We start from the raw sequence: 13263 nt of genomic DNA, 5'->3' as shown, positions 1-13263 counted from the left end.
GCTTAGAAAGTGACGCCCATTTTGATGCTCAGTTCCGGATGCTGATCGACATACTTCATATAGCTTTCAGCGCTGGTGGTGAACGTTACAACCGGGTCGATCAGATCGTCACAGTCGAGATAGCCGTTCATCAGCAGTTCCCAGCATGTCTCTTCGATACGCTTGCGGTTCCAGCGCGGGTAGTCCGGGTTGGGTTCGCTGCAGGCGCGGGAGAAGACAATCTTCGCGTTGTTGAAATGGGCTTCACGTCCCAGGTTGAAGCCCTCGGCAAACGGTTTTGCGAAAGCAACATAGGAGATGGTGCCGCCGTATGCGAGTCCGCGCAGCGCAGACTGCAGCGCATCAGCAAAACCACTGGTTTCGATGATCACATCAGCACCCTGTTTTCCGGTCAGTTTTTTGATCTCCAGACCGACGTCCGTGCCGATAGGGTTCAGGCAGTGATCTGCCCCATGGCGGCGGGCAATTTCGCAACGATGCGCGATAGGATCGACACCGATAACCATCGATGCCCCGGCTTTTTTCGCCAGCTGAATCGCAATCTGACCAATCGCACCCAGGCCGACAACGACGACAAAATCGCCCACACGCACGTTGGCATCGCGCACGCCGCTCATGGCGAACTGCGCCGGGTCATAGCAGACGGCATTTTTCCAGGATGCGCCCTGCGGCATTTTGCGCAGCTTGTAGTTATTTACGGCATTCACGATCACCGTTTCCTGCAGCGGGCCGTAGCAGCAGACGCTGTCGCCCGTCTGGTATTCCGTAACATCGGCACCGCATTCAATGATGTCACCTACGATCATGTTACCGAGCTGGAACTTGCCGAACTCGATCCCGCGTGCTGCGCCCGCTTCACGCGGGGTAAACATCTGCCACTCCGCATTAAATTCTTCGTCAATAAACGGGCTCGCCGCTCTGAAATCCACTACCTCGGTACCGTGTTTCGGCGCACCAAAACGGGCGCGAATTTTGACTTCATGTGCCGCGACGGGACGATCTTCATATTCAACCAGCGCAGCCACACGAGGTGCTGTCGCAACTAACTTCTTCATGACTCACTCCTTGTTAAAATTGGCCGCTTCAGCCCTTTACGCCACCAGCGGTCAAACCACTTTTAATAAAACGTTCAGACAGCGCGTACATGATGACAACCGGCAGTGCGGTCACCAGCGATGCGGCCATCATGCGACCCCAGATGTAATCTGGCGTGCTAAACAGCGTGTTCAGCCCCACCGGCAAGGTGAAGTTGCTGGCGCTGGACAGGAAAATGGATGCAAACAGATAGTCGTTCCAGGCCACCATGAAGCAGTAGACGAAGACCGACACCAGCCCGGATATCGCCAGCGGGACGGTAATGCGGAAGATGATTTGCAGGCGGTTAAGACCGTCCATCATTGCCGCTTCTTCTATTTCATCCGGAATGGTGTCGAAATAGCTGCGCAGCATGAACACCGCGGTAGGGAGCGTCTGGGTCACCATGGTGATAATCAGCGCCATTTCGGTGTCATAGATCCCAAGCGCGGTGATGATTTTAAACAGCGGCACCACCAGCAATATGCCGGAGAACATGTAGACGGTGTAAAAGCTCGCGTTGATCGTGGCACGTCCCTTAAAGCGCAGCTTGGAGAGTGCATACGCGCCCAGCGTGCCAAGAAACACAGCAATGACAGACGAGGTTAACGACACCACCATGCTGTTGCGGAAGTAGTCCACAAACGGGAAGATCAGCGGGTTAAAGATGTCGACGTAGTGCTGCAGCGTCCACGCCTGAGGGAAAATCGTCGGGTGCAACGAGATCGCCTCTTTTGCGCTTTTGAACGAGGTCATCAGCATCACAAAGAACGGGAACAGCGTGATAATCAGGAACACCGCCAGCCCCAGATAAAAACCGATACGGCCCAGTACACGTTTATTTGTTGCCATTGAGGTTTACCCTTTTTCTGGTCAGCAGAATGACGGCAAAGATGATCACGAAAAGCACCACAGAGATAGCGGCTGCTTTGCCCAAGTCGTTGAAGGCAAACGCCGTTTTGTAGAGATAGACGCCCAAAATATCGACCTTCGTCGTCAGCAGATAAACGTCAGCAAACATGTAGAACATCCAGATCGTGCGCAGCGTAATGACCGTTGCCAGCACCGGCATAATGGCGGGCAGCGTCACGATGCGAAAACGCTGCCAGGCATTTGCCCCGTCCATTTCCGCCGCTTCGTACAGCGACTTATCAATCGTCTGTAAAATGGCGAGGAACGAGATAAAGGCGTACGGGAAGTAGCGCCAGATAGCAAACAGCACCACCAGCACGAAGCTGCTGCCCGGATTGTCGAACCACAGCGGGGCCTGGTCATACAGATGCAGCAGATCCACGCCCAGATAGTTCACAATGCCGTAGCCGTTGTTGAACATGTATTTCCAGGCAAACACCAGCGAGATGGATGGCGTGACGTAGGATAAAATCACCAGCGAGCGCGCCGTTTTTCTCAGGCGGAACTCACGGTTAAAGAAGATGGCAACGGCCAGCCCCAGTCCCGTACTGCCGATAACAACCAGCGCGGTATACCAGAACGTCATCCACAGCGAGTGCCAGAACGCCGCATCACTCAGAATGCGGATGTAGTTATCCAGGCCGACAAACACGGCGCTAATGCGCGGGTTCAGCGGCAAGCGTAAAAAGCTGATTTCAATGTTGGAAATCATAGGCCAGGCCACCAGGCCCCCCAGCAGTATCAGGCTGGGGGCCAACAGCAGCATGGCGAAAGGCATATCTGATCGACCAGAAAACAACGTCTTCATAATTCCCTTCCGCAGAGCGCTCCTATCGTTGTGAGATCAGATCGGCCAGTCGTTTCTGGCTGTTGCTTAACGTGGCAGGGATATCCTGCTTGCCGACCGTGACGTTATGCACCATCGAGCTGATAACGCCGGAACCCGTCACATCGCCCATACGGGTGAAGTTTTTGTCCCCTACCGCCCCAAACACCTGAACGTTCGGGAACTGGGCAATCAGTTCGTAAGGAAGCTGACCGAAGGCTTTGATCACGTCGTTGGATTTCCATGACTCGGTATCGACCACCAGCTTGTTTACCGGCAGCGCAGCGCCCGGCGACATCATCACCCAGTCGGAGGCGTTTTGAGCCTGCTCCATCCAGGTGACAAACTTCTCTGCCGCCCGGGTTTCGTTTTCGGTCTGGCCCGTGGTAATAGTGAGCGAGGTGATCATGCCGTACACCGCTGAAGATTTTTCAGTCGGCACGACAAAGCCCAGATTGGCCGGGTTGCCGTCTTTATAAACGGCCGGGAGGATGTAGGTGGAATAAACGGCCATCGGCGCAGAGCCGTTCATGAAGGCGTCTTTGATCTCCATGACGTCGTTAGAGCCAGGCATGGTGGTCGCCGCCAGCGCTTTATAAAACGTCAGCGCTTTTAGCATTTCTGGCGTGTCGATTTCGACATCACCCTTCGCATCAAAGACATTCGCACCGCCAGAAAGCGCGAACTGCGAAAACGCCTGCTCGGTCATCACGCTTTCAGCCGTGGGCAGCGCAATGCCGTAATGCTTTTTAGCCGGATCGTTGAGCGCCTGGCTGGCTTTCAGCAGCTGGTCCCAGTTGTGTGGCTCTTCAATGCCCGCCGCGGCAAGGGCATCTTTGTGATACCAGACGCCGGACAGCCAGGCGCTGACTGGCACGCCCGTCCATGCGGTGCCATCTTCGGTACGCACCACGCGCAGGATACCGTCGTAGAAGGTGTCTTCACCCACGGCTTTGATGGCCTCTGCGATAGCGTCACGGTCCAGCAACTGCTCTTTGTCCATGACTTTTGCGTAATCATGGCTAATCTCAATCACTTCCGGCAGTGCGCCGGTACGGGCCAGGGTAATGACCTTGGTGTTATACGCATCCTCTTCGACCGGGACCTGTTTCACCGTGATCGTTGGGTTTTCTTTCTCAAATTTTTCGATCAGTTTCGTGATCACCGCCTGACGTTCCTGCTCCACCGAGGAGTGCATAAACTCGATGGTGACGGCAGAGGTTTTATCGTCTTCACAGCCTGTTAACAGGGCGCACGAAACCAGTGCTGATAACAGCACAATTCTGGGCATTTTCATTTTAGGAGTCCTTTTTAGTGTTCTTTAATCCACATGACCTGCCATGGATTAAGCGTCAGAGCCGTCCCGCTTATCATTACACCGGCAATCAGTTCCTGACCGGATTCAATATTGGTGGTCAGGTGTTGAATACAATCACTGAAATTAAATAAACCCGTAATGCGCTCGCCATTTTCCGCAACGCGCACTATTTTTAAAACCTGCTCAGTTGGCTGAGTGAAATAAGCCTGGCTGTCAGGGTGGAACGCTTTTTCGGCGCGTCGTATAGCAATTAATGCGCTGAGGCGTTGATATATTTTATTGCGCAGGCTGTTATCGTCATTGAGTTCACTATCAACCTGCCCTTCACTATATTTCTTACGATTTATTGCGCGGTTGTAACCCAGTTTCTCGACGCCTTCATAATCATTTCGGGAACCAAGAATACTTTGAATATATACGGCAGGCACACCCGGGAAACTTAACAGTACGGCATGGGCGAGAATAAAGCGTGAAATACGTTCGCTATCGCTGCTCGCTTTTGCACTTAATGCATCAAGATAAGTGACGTTGATTTCATAAGGGCTTCGCGTGCCGTCAGGGTTATTTTTCCAGTTTACCAGCGCCCCCTCCTGCTGAAGTTTCTCGACCAGAGAGAGGATTTCAGGTTCAGGAAGAATGCCGCGTAACGGATTCAGACCAATTCCATCGTGGGAGGCCAGGAAGTTAAACCACGTGGTACGCGTGGACGGCAGATTCAGGGACGCTGCCCACTGGCAAAGCGCCCGCACATCCTGACGGTGAACGGCATGGAGCACCAGCGGCGGCAAGGAAAACTGGTAGACCATCTGCGCTTCATTTTCGCCGTTACCGAAGTAAGAAATATTATCTTTATGCGGAACGTTCGTCTCGGTGATAATCACCGTCCCCGGTGCGACATCATCGGCGATGGCGCGGAACAGTTGGATCAGGCGGTGCGTTTTTTCGAGATGAATGCAGCTGGTGCCGGGGGTCTTCCACATAAACCCGACGGCATCCAGTCGAATATAGCTGGCTCCTTCGGCAAGGTAGTGAAGCAGAACCTCCACCATGGCGATTAATACTTCCGGCGAGGCGAAATTCAGGTCAATCTGATCATCGCTGAACGTCGTCCACAGGTGTCTGACGCTGCCATCGTGAAGGGTAAAGGGCGTCAGTAGCGGTAATGCGCGTGGGCGAGTCACGGCAGAGAGATCGGTTTTCGGATCAACAGAAATAAAGAAATCTTCAAACCCTGGCTTTTGTTGCAGATAATTTGCGAACCACTGGCTTTTGGCCGACATATGGTTGCATACGAAATCAAACATCAGGCTGGCCGAGCGTTTTAATTCGGCAACATTCTGCCACGTCCCGGTTTCAGGGGCGACCTGATGATAATCAATAACGGAAAAACCGTCGTCAGATGACCACGGATAAAAAGGTAAAAGATGGACGTGAGAAAAAGAGTCAGAGAGCCATTTATTATAAAAACGGGTAAAAGCCGATAATGCCCCCTCACCTGGTGCCATAAACTGATCGGCATAGGTAATCAGCACAACATCCTTTTCATCCCAGCTGGCTTTACGCTTTTCTGTAATGACATTTTTGGCGCTGGAGATTTTTTCCAGCAGCGTCGCATAATGCGCATTAGAGAATGATTCGGCATAAACAAAATCGATTAATTGCTTAATTTTATCGTTCACATTGATTTCCATGGTAGCGGTCCCACGAAGCGCAATCTACTCCCATGGAAAATATCTGTCAACGGACCTGGCGCCAGAAAAACACGATCGCCAGGCAGCTCAAATCATTATTGTGAGCTGCCGCAAAGATCGAGGAAAAGGAAGGACGATATCAGGGGTATCGCTAACCCTTTTCAATCAGGAGAACGGGTTAGCGAAGGAAGGAGGTATCAGGAAAAGAAGCGACGTGAAACGCGCTTTGCCAGTTTTTGCAGCAATGGCTCGAGCGCCACTGCCAGCAGCATTCTGACCGGTTTACGGGCAACAGATTTGATTGCCCAGCCAGCGACGCCTGCCGGGCCAACGCGTAACGCCGTCAGCAGGACCAGTTTACCTGCGATTTTCAGGCCGGGTTTTACCTTCTGACCGGCCTGTTGCCAGTGTTGATTCATATTATCTCTCTCTTAAAGCTGACGAAAACGGCTTCTCAGCGTAAAGGTATCGGACGTGACATAACGTTCCATTTCGCGCAGTCGTTTTTCACCTGCCGCAAGCTCGGTATCCACCGCGTTGAGAAGATCGCTGCTGGTGGGCGCGCCTTCGGCATCCAGTTCGCCGTCAGGCATCGGGTCGAGCACAAATGACAATACGATGTAAGCCACCAGGGTAATGAATGCCAGACCGAAGAAAATCGACAGCACCGTAACCACGCGTACCAGCTTCACCGGGACGTCAAGATAATGTGCCAGCCCGGCACATACGCCGCGTACCATGCCCTGCTGAGGGATACGCCATAATTTTTTATTCAGGTTCAGTCCAGCCATTAACGGTCCCTCCAGTTCGGATGTTCCGCATCCAGGATGGCTTCCAGGGCCTGAATGCGCTCGCGCATCTTATTCGCCTGATCGGACAACTGCGCCAGCCGCTGCTGTTCACTTTGCGACAGCTCGCCGCGCGAAGAACGGTTGCTGTAATGCAGCCATAACCAGATCGGCAAAACGAACAGCACGAAAATGGTCAGTGGAATAGCCAGAAAAAGCGCGCTCATGTGTACTCCTTGTCTTACGATGCGTGGCGGCACACTCGGGTGCCGCACAATTATTATTGGTTATCTTGCTTCATTTTGGCTTTCAGCGCGGCCAGCTGCTCGCTGATTTCATCATCCGCTTTCAGGTCAGCGAACTGCTGATCAAGCGTTTTCTGCTTGCCGATGCTGTGGCTTTCCGCTTCCGCTTCCATGTGGTCGATACGACGCTCAAAAGATTCGAAACGCGCCATGGCCTCATCCAGCTTACCGCTGTCCAGCTGACGGCGAACGTCGCGGGAAGAACTTGCCGCCTGATGGCGCAGGGCCAGCGCCTGCTGACGGGCACGGGTTTCGCTGAGTTTGTTCTCAAGCTCACCGATCTCTTTTTTCATGCGGGAGAGCGTGTCATCCACCAGCGTCACTTCATGCTCCAGCGTCGCCACCATATCGGTCAGCTTCTGCTTTTCAATCAGCGCGGCGCGGGCCAGATCGTCTTTCTCTTTGCGAAGCGCCAGCTCGGCTTTGTCCTGCCATTCATTCATCTGAGCGGTGGCCTGCTCGATACGACGCGTAAGCTGTTTTTTCTCAGCCAGCGCGCGAGCAGAGGTGGAACGCACTTCAACCAGCGTGTCTTCCATCTCCTGAATCATCAGACGCACCAGCTTTTGCGGGTCTTCCGCTTTCTCCAGCAGAGAGTTGATGTTAGCGTTCACGATGTCGGCAAAACGAGAAAAAATACCCATAATTCAATCCTCATAGTTCTGTTATCGGGCGATGCCCTGCTGTTTAGCTAATACAATCCTCGTGCCAACTTTTTATCTTATTGATTTTTATAGAAGAGGTTGATTTTTGCGCCGGTGCGTCCTACTCTCACCTGGTGAATATCGCTAATGAGTGGTTAATTTCATCATGACGGAATACAAAGATAATCTTCTTGGCGAAGCGAACAGCTTTCTTGAAGTGCTGGAGCAGGTGTCCCGGCTCGCGCCGCTCAATAAACCCGTGCTTATTATCGGCGAGCGCGGAACAGGTAAAGAGCTGATTGCCAACCGCCTGCATTTTTTGTCCGGTCGTTGGGATGGCCCGTTCATATCGCTTAACTGCGCCGCGCTTAACGAAAACCTGCTGGATACCGAACTCTTCGGTCATGAGGCGGGCGCTTTTACGGGCGCGCAAAAACGTCACCCCGGCCGCTTTGAGCGCGCCGACGGCGGCACGCTGTTCCTGGACGAGCTGGCAACCGCGCCGATGCTGGTTCAGGAAAAGCTGCTACGCGTGATTGAATACGGCGAGCTTGAGCGCGTCGGGGGAAGCCAGCCCCTGCAGGTGAACGTCCGCCTGGTCTGCGCCACGAACGCCAACCTGCCAAAGATGGTAGAGGAAGATAAATTCCGCGCCGACCTGCTCGACAGGCTGGCCTTTGATGTCGTTCAGCTTCCCCCGCTGCGGGAGCGCCAGAGCGATATCATGCTGCTGGCGGATCAGTTTGCCATTCAGATGTGTCGGGAACTGGGTTTACCGCTCTTCCCCGGCTTTAGCGAACAGGCTACCGAAACGCTGCTCGGCTATCACTGGCCAGGGAACATCCGTGAACTCAAAAACGTCGTTGAACGTTCGGTTTATCGCCACGCCAGCGCCGACAGCGAACTGGATAACATCATTCTCGATCCGTTCCAGCGCGAGACGAAGCCGGTTGCGTCACCTGCTCCGCGATCAGATGCGCCGACTCTGCCGCTCGATTTACGTCAGTTTCAGCACCAACAGGAACAACAGCTTCTGGAACAGAGCCTGAAGCAGGCGAAATATAATCAAAAACGGGCGGCTGAACTGCTGGGTCTGACCTACCATCAATTAAGGGCATTGCTCAAAAAGCATCAAATGCGCTGACATTATCAGCACTTACCCGGAGACATTTTTACGAAGCAGGTGTAAGTGCGGTACACTTTGCAGATCGAACCTAAAAACCTCAAAAATTATGCGTCTGGTTTTAACGTCCCTGTTTGCACTCGGTCTGTTCAGCAATCTGGCTTTTGCTGCACCCGAGCGCGCGCCACTCCCTGATATTCGCGACAGCGGCTTTGTCTACTGCGTAAGCGGGCAAGTTGATACGTTTAACCCGCAAAAAGCGGGCAGCGGGCTGATTGTCGATACGCTTGCCGCGCAGCTGTACGATCGTCTGCTCGACGTTGACCCCTATACCTACCGGCTGGTGCCTGAGCTGGCCGAAAGCTGGGAAGTGCTGGACAACGGTGCAACCTACCGCTTCCGCCTGCGCGACGATGTCGCTTTCCAGCATACGCCGTGGTTTACGCCCACACGTAAGCTGAATGCCGATGATGTCGTCTTCACTTTCCAGCGCATCTTTAACCGTCATCATCCGTGGCATAACGTCAACGGGGGCAATTTCCCCTATTTTGACAGCCTGCAGTTTGCCGATACCGTTAAAAGCGTACGTAAGCTGGATAACCGGACGGTTGAGTTTAAGCTGACGCGCCCGGACGCCTCGTTCCTGTGGCACCTCGCCACCCATTATGCCTCGGTGATGTCAGCAGAATATGCAGACCAGCTGACCAAACGCGACCGTCAGGAACTGCTTGACCGTCAGCCCGTGGGTACCGGACCGTTTCAGATGGCGGAGTACCGCTCAGGCCAGTACATCCGCCTGCAGCGCCACGAACACTTCTGGCGTGGTAAGCCGATGATGCCGCAGGTGGTGGTCGATCTGGGGTCTGGCGGCACGGGTCGACTGTCTAAACTGCTGACCGGTGAGTGTGACGTGCTCGCGTGGCCAGCGGCCAGCCAGCTGACGATTTTGCGCGACGATCCGCGTCTGCGCCTGACCCTTCGCCCCGGCATGAATATCGCCTATCTGGCATTTAATACTGACAAGCCGCCGCTAAATAACCCGGCCATCCGTCACGCCCTGGCGCTGGCCATTAATAATCAGCGCCTGATGCAGTCGATCTATTACGGCACGGCAGAAACCGCCGCGTCCATTTTGCCGCGTGCCTCATGGGCCTACGATGGCGAAGCTAAAGTGACCGAATACAACCCGGCAAAAGCACGTGAACAGCTTAAAGCGCTCGGGGCGGAAAACCTGACGCTGCAGCTGTGGGTGCCCACCAGCTCTCAGGCATGGAACCCAAGCCCGCTGAAAACTGCGGAGCTGCTACAGGCCGACATGGCGCAGGTGGGTGTCAAAGTGATCATCGTTCCGGTTGAGGGTCGTTTCCAGGAGGCGCGCCTGATGGACATGAACCATGATTTAACCCTGACGGGCTGGGCGACCGACAGTAACGATCCTGACAGCTTCTTCCGGCCGCTGCTCAGCTGTGCGGCGATCAATTCACAAACCAACTACGCCCACTGGTGTAACCGTGAATTTGATGCGGTGCTGCAAAAAGCGCTCTCTTCACAGCAGCTGGCGTCGCGCATCGATGCGTATGACGAGGCACAAAATATTCTGGCTCGTGAACTGCCCGTGCTGCCGCTCGCCTCTTCCCTGCGCCTGCAGGCCTACCGGTATGATATTAAAGGGCTGGTGTTGAGTCCGTTTGGTAACGCCTCGTTCGCCGGCGTGTCGCGCGAACAAGAGCAGGAGGTGAAAAAACCATGATTATCTTTACCTTACGTCGGCTCCTTCTGCTGCTGGTCACGCTCTTTCTTCTGACCTTTGTGGGCTTCAGCCTGAGCTATTTCACGCCGCACGCGCCGCTTCAGGGGTCATCGCTGTGGGATGCCTGGCTGTTCTGGTTTAACGGCCTGCTGCACTGGGATTTTGGTGTTTCCAGCATCAACGGACAGCTGATTTCCGAACAGCTGAAAGAGGTCTTCCCGGCGACGATGGAGCTGTGCATCCTCGCCTTCGGTTTCGCCCTGATGGTTGGGATCCCGGTGGGGATGCTGGCCGGGATCTACCGCAACAAATGGCAGGACAAATTTATCAGCGCCCTCGCCCTGCTCGGCTTCTCTATCCCGGTCTTTTGGCTCGCGCTGCTGCTCACCCTGTTCTTCTCCCTGACGCTCGGCTGGCTGCCGGTTTCCGGGCGTTTTGACCTGCTCTATACGGTCAAAACGGTGAGCGGATTTGCGATCGTCGATGCCTGGCTTTCTGATTCGATCTGGCGTCACGAGATGATCATGAGCGCTCTGCGTCATATGGTGCTGCCGGTCCTGACGCTGGCCGTTGCGCCGACCACCGAGGTGATCCGCCTGATGCGCATCAGCACCATTGAGGTGTTCGATCAAAACTATGTCAAAGCCGCCGCCACGCGCGGGCTTTCTCGTCTGACGATCCTGCGCCGTCACGTGCTGCACAACGCCCTGCCGCCGGTTATCCCGCGTCTGGGGCTGCAATTCTCAACCATGCTGACGCTGGCGATGATCACCGAGATGGTCTTTAGCTGGCCGGGCCTTGGGCGCTGGATGATTAACGCCATCCGTCAGCAGGACTATGCGGCGATCTCCGCAGGCGTGATGGTGATTGGCTCGCTGGTGATTATTGTTAACGTTCTTTCCGATATTTTGGGTGCCATGGCCAACCCGCTGAAGCATAAGGAATGGTATGCCTTACGATAGCGTATACAGTGAAAAGCGCACGCCCGGTGCGCTACGTACCGTGTGGCGTAAATTCTATGGTGACACCACGGCAATGATCGGCCTGTACGGTTGTGCAGGTCTGGTATTGGTGTGCGTATTAGGCTCGTGGTTTGCGCCTTATGGTATCGATCAGCAGTTCCTCGGCTATCAGCTGCTGCCGCCATCGTGGTCACGGTACGGTGAAGTCTCGTTCTTCCTTGGCACTGACGATCTCGGGCGCGACGTATTAAGCCGCCTGTTAAGCGGCGCGGCTCCAACGGTAGGCGGCGCATTTGTGGTGACGCTTGCGGCGACGATCTGCGGTCTGGCGCTGGGCATTTTTGCCGGTTCCACACGCGGACTGCGATCCGCGGTGCTGAACCATATTCTTGACACCCTGCTCTCCATTCCGTCGTTGCTGCTGGCGATTATCGTCGTGGCTTTTGCCGGCCCGCATCTCACGCATGCCATGTTTGCCGTCTGGCTGGCTATTCTGCCGCGCATGGTGCGTTCGGTTTACAGCCTGGTGCATGACGAGCTGGAGAAAGAGTATGTCGTTGCCGCGCGTCTCGACGGCGCGACGACGCTCAACATTTTGTGGTTCGCCGTGCTGCCTAACATCGCGTCGGGCCTGGTCACTGAGATCACGCGCGCGCTGTCGATGGCGATTCTGGACATCGCAGCGCTGGGCTTTCTCGACCTCGGCGCGCAGTTACCCTCTCCGGAATGGGGAGCGATGCTCGGCGATGCGCTGGAGCTGATTTACGTTGCGCCCTGGACGGTCATGCTGCCGGGGGCGGCCATTATGATAAGCGTTCTGCTCGTCAACCTGTTGGGCGACGGGATCCGCCGGGCGATCATTGCGGGGGTGGAATAATGCCTTTACTTGATATCCGCAACCTCACCATCGAATTCAAGACCAGCGAAGGCTGGGTTAAAGCCGTTGATCGGGTCAGCATCACCATGAGTGAAGGCGAGGTCCGCGGGCTGGTGGGCGAATCGGGGTCCGGCAAGAGCCTGATCGCAAAAGCCATTTGCGGCGTGGCGAAGGACAACTGGCGCGTCACCGCTGACCGTATGCGCTTCGACGATATCGATCTGCAACGCCTCTCCCCTCGCGAGCGACGCAAGCTGGTGGGCCATAACGTTTCGATGATTTTTCAGGAGCCGCAATCCTGTCTCGATCCTTCCGAGCGCGTGGGCAAACAACTGATGCAAAATATCCCTGGCTGGACCTACAAAGGCCGGTGGTGGCAACGGGTTGGCTGGCGCAAGCGCCGTGCCATTGAGCTGCTGCACCGCGTCGGGATAAAAGATCATAAAGATGCAATGCGCAGTTTCCCTTACGAACTGACCGACGGCGAGTGTCAGAAGGTGATGATTGCTATCGCCCTGGCAAATCAGCCGCGTCTGTTGATTGCTGATGAACCGACCAACGCGATGGAGCCAACCACGCAGGCGCAAATTTTCCGTCTGCTGACCCGGCTTAACCAGAACAACAACACCACAATTTTGCTGATCAGCCACGACCTGCAGATGCTCAGCAAGTGGGCGGATAAAATCGACGTGATGTACTGCGGGCAGACGGTGGAAACCGCCTTCAGCGAAGACTTGATCACGACTCCGCACCATCCGTATACCCAGGCGCTGATCCGCGCGATACCGGATTTTGGCAGCGCCATGCCGCACAAAAGCCGCCTTAACACGCTGCCCGGCGCCATTCCTTTACTGGAATCCCTACCGATAGGTTGCCGTCTGGGGCCGCGTTGTCCCTATGCTCAGCGCAAATGTATTGAAACGCCAAGGCTCACCGGCGCCAAAAACCACCTTTACGCCTGTCATTTCCCGCTGAACATGGAGAGAGAGTGAA

At 54.8% G+C, this 13263-nt stretch carries 14 protein-coding genes; 5 read left to right on the top strand and 9 right to left on the bottom strand.

The window, feature by feature from the left end:
- Window positions 1-2 precede the first annotated feature (2 nt).
- The 9 genes from ACWKX3_RS04325 to pspA form a co-directional block, all read right to left on the bottom strand.
- Window positions 3-1055, bottom strand: a complete 1053-nt coding sequence (locus ACWKX3_RS04325) for a zinc-dependent alcohol dehydrogenase (RefSeq protein WP_102890764.1) — start codon at window positions 1053-1055, stop codon at window positions 3-5.
- A gap of 28 nt (window positions 1056-1083) precedes the next feature.
- The gene (locus tag ACWKX3_RS04320) at window positions 1084-1926 is read right to left on the bottom strand and encodes a carbohydrate ABC transporter permease (RefSeq protein WP_006175599.1); all 843 of its coding nucleotides are present in this window, start codon (window positions 1924-1926) and stop codon (window positions 1084-1086) included.
- The gene (locus tag ACWKX3_RS04315; RefSeq protein WP_042319913.1) at window positions 1913-2794 is read right to left on the bottom strand and encodes a carbohydrate ABC transporter permease; all 882 of its coding nucleotides are present in this window, start codon (window positions 2792-2794) and stop codon (window positions 1913-1915) included. The genes ACWKX3_RS04320 and ACWKX3_RS04315 overlap by 14 nt, the downstream gene beginning before the upstream one ends.
- 22 nt (window positions 2795-2816) lie before the next feature.
- The gene (locus tag ACWKX3_RS04310; protein WP_006175601.1) at window positions 2817-4109 is read right to left on the bottom strand and encodes an ABC transporter substrate-binding protein; all 1293 of its coding nucleotides are present in this window, start codon (window positions 4107-4109) and stop codon (window positions 2817-2819) included.
- Window positions 4110-4123: 14 nt separating this feature from the next.
- Entirely contained in the window at window positions 4124-5821 is a 1698-nt protein-coding gene (locus ACWKX3_RS04305; RefSeq protein ID WP_454541331.1) for a sugar phosphorylase, read from the bottom strand.
- 197 nt (window positions 5822-6018) lie between these two features.
- Window positions 6019-6240 (bottom strand): phage shock protein PspD, encoded by a 222-nt coding sequence (gene pspD / locus ACWKX3_RS04300; RefSeq protein WP_058608687.1) that lies wholly within the window; start codon window positions 6238-6240, stop codon window positions 6019-6021.
- A 12-nt stretch (window positions 6241-6252) separates the two neighbouring features.
- Entirely contained in the window at window positions 6253-6612 is a 360-nt protein-coding gene (gene pspC, locus ACWKX3_RS04295; RefSeq protein WP_006175609.1) for an envelope stress response membrane protein PspC, read from the bottom strand.
- Window positions 6612-6836 carry an envelope stress response membrane protein PspB gene (gene pspB / locus ACWKX3_RS04290; protein ID WP_006175623.1) on the bottom strand — a complete coding sequence of 75 codons (225 nt, stop codon included), beginning with the start codon at window positions 6834-6836 and terminating at the stop codon, window positions 6612-6614. The genes pspC and pspB overlap by 1 nt, the downstream gene beginning before the upstream one ends.
- 53 nt (window positions 6837-6889) lie before the next feature.
- Window positions 6890-7558, bottom strand: coding sequence for a phage shock protein PspA (gene pspA, locus ACWKX3_RS04285; RefSeq protein WP_337278221.1), 669 nt, complete (start codon window positions 7556-7558; stop codon window positions 6890-6892).
- 166 nt (window positions 7559-7724) lie between these two features.
- On the opposite strand from pspA, the gene pspF reads away from it, so the two are divergent.
- The 5 genes from pspF to sapD all read left to right on the top strand — a co-directional run bounded on the left by pspF (window position 7725) and on the right by sapD (window position 13262).
- Window positions 7725-8702 (top strand): phage shock protein operon transcriptional activator, encoded by a 978-nt coding sequence (gene pspF / locus ACWKX3_RS04280; RefSeq protein WP_088208380.1) that lies wholly within the window; start codon window positions 7725-7727, stop codon window positions 8700-8702.
- 88 nt (window positions 8703-8790) lie between these two features.
- Window positions 8791-10431 (top strand): ABC transporter substrate-binding protein SapA, encoded by a 1641-nt coding sequence (sapA, locus tag ACWKX3_RS04275; protein WP_454541330.1) that lies wholly within the window; start codon window positions 8791-8793, stop codon window positions 10429-10431.
- The gene (gene sapB / locus ACWKX3_RS04270; RefSeq protein ID WP_058608683.1) at window positions 10428-11393 is read left to right on the top strand and encodes a putrescine export ABC transporter permease SapB; all 966 of its coding nucleotides are present in this window, start codon (window positions 10428-10430) and stop codon (window positions 11391-11393) included. Before sapA ends, sapB begins: the two co-directional genes overlap by 4 nt.
- The gene (gene sapC / locus ACWKX3_RS04265; protein ID WP_137273287.1) at window positions 11380-12270 is read left to right on the top strand and encodes a putrescine export ABC transporter permease SapC; all 891 of its coding nucleotides are present in this window, start codon (window positions 11380-11382) and stop codon (window positions 12268-12270) included. Before sapB ends, sapC begins: the two co-directional genes overlap by 14 nt.
- Complete coding sequence (gene sapD, locus ACWKX3_RS04260) at window positions 12270-13262, top strand: putrescine export ABC transporter ATP-binding protein SapD (protein WP_454541329.1); 993 nt, start codon at window positions 12270-12272, stop codon at window positions 13260-13262. Before sapC ends, sapD begins: the two co-directional genes overlap by 1 nt.
- Window position 13263 lies beyond the last annotated feature (1 nt).

The organism is Enterobacter sp. UPMP2052 (assembly GCF_053709675.1).
The sequence above is the reverse complement of the archived record's forward strand: the minus strand, read 5'-3'. Positions and strand labels throughout refer to the sequence as shown.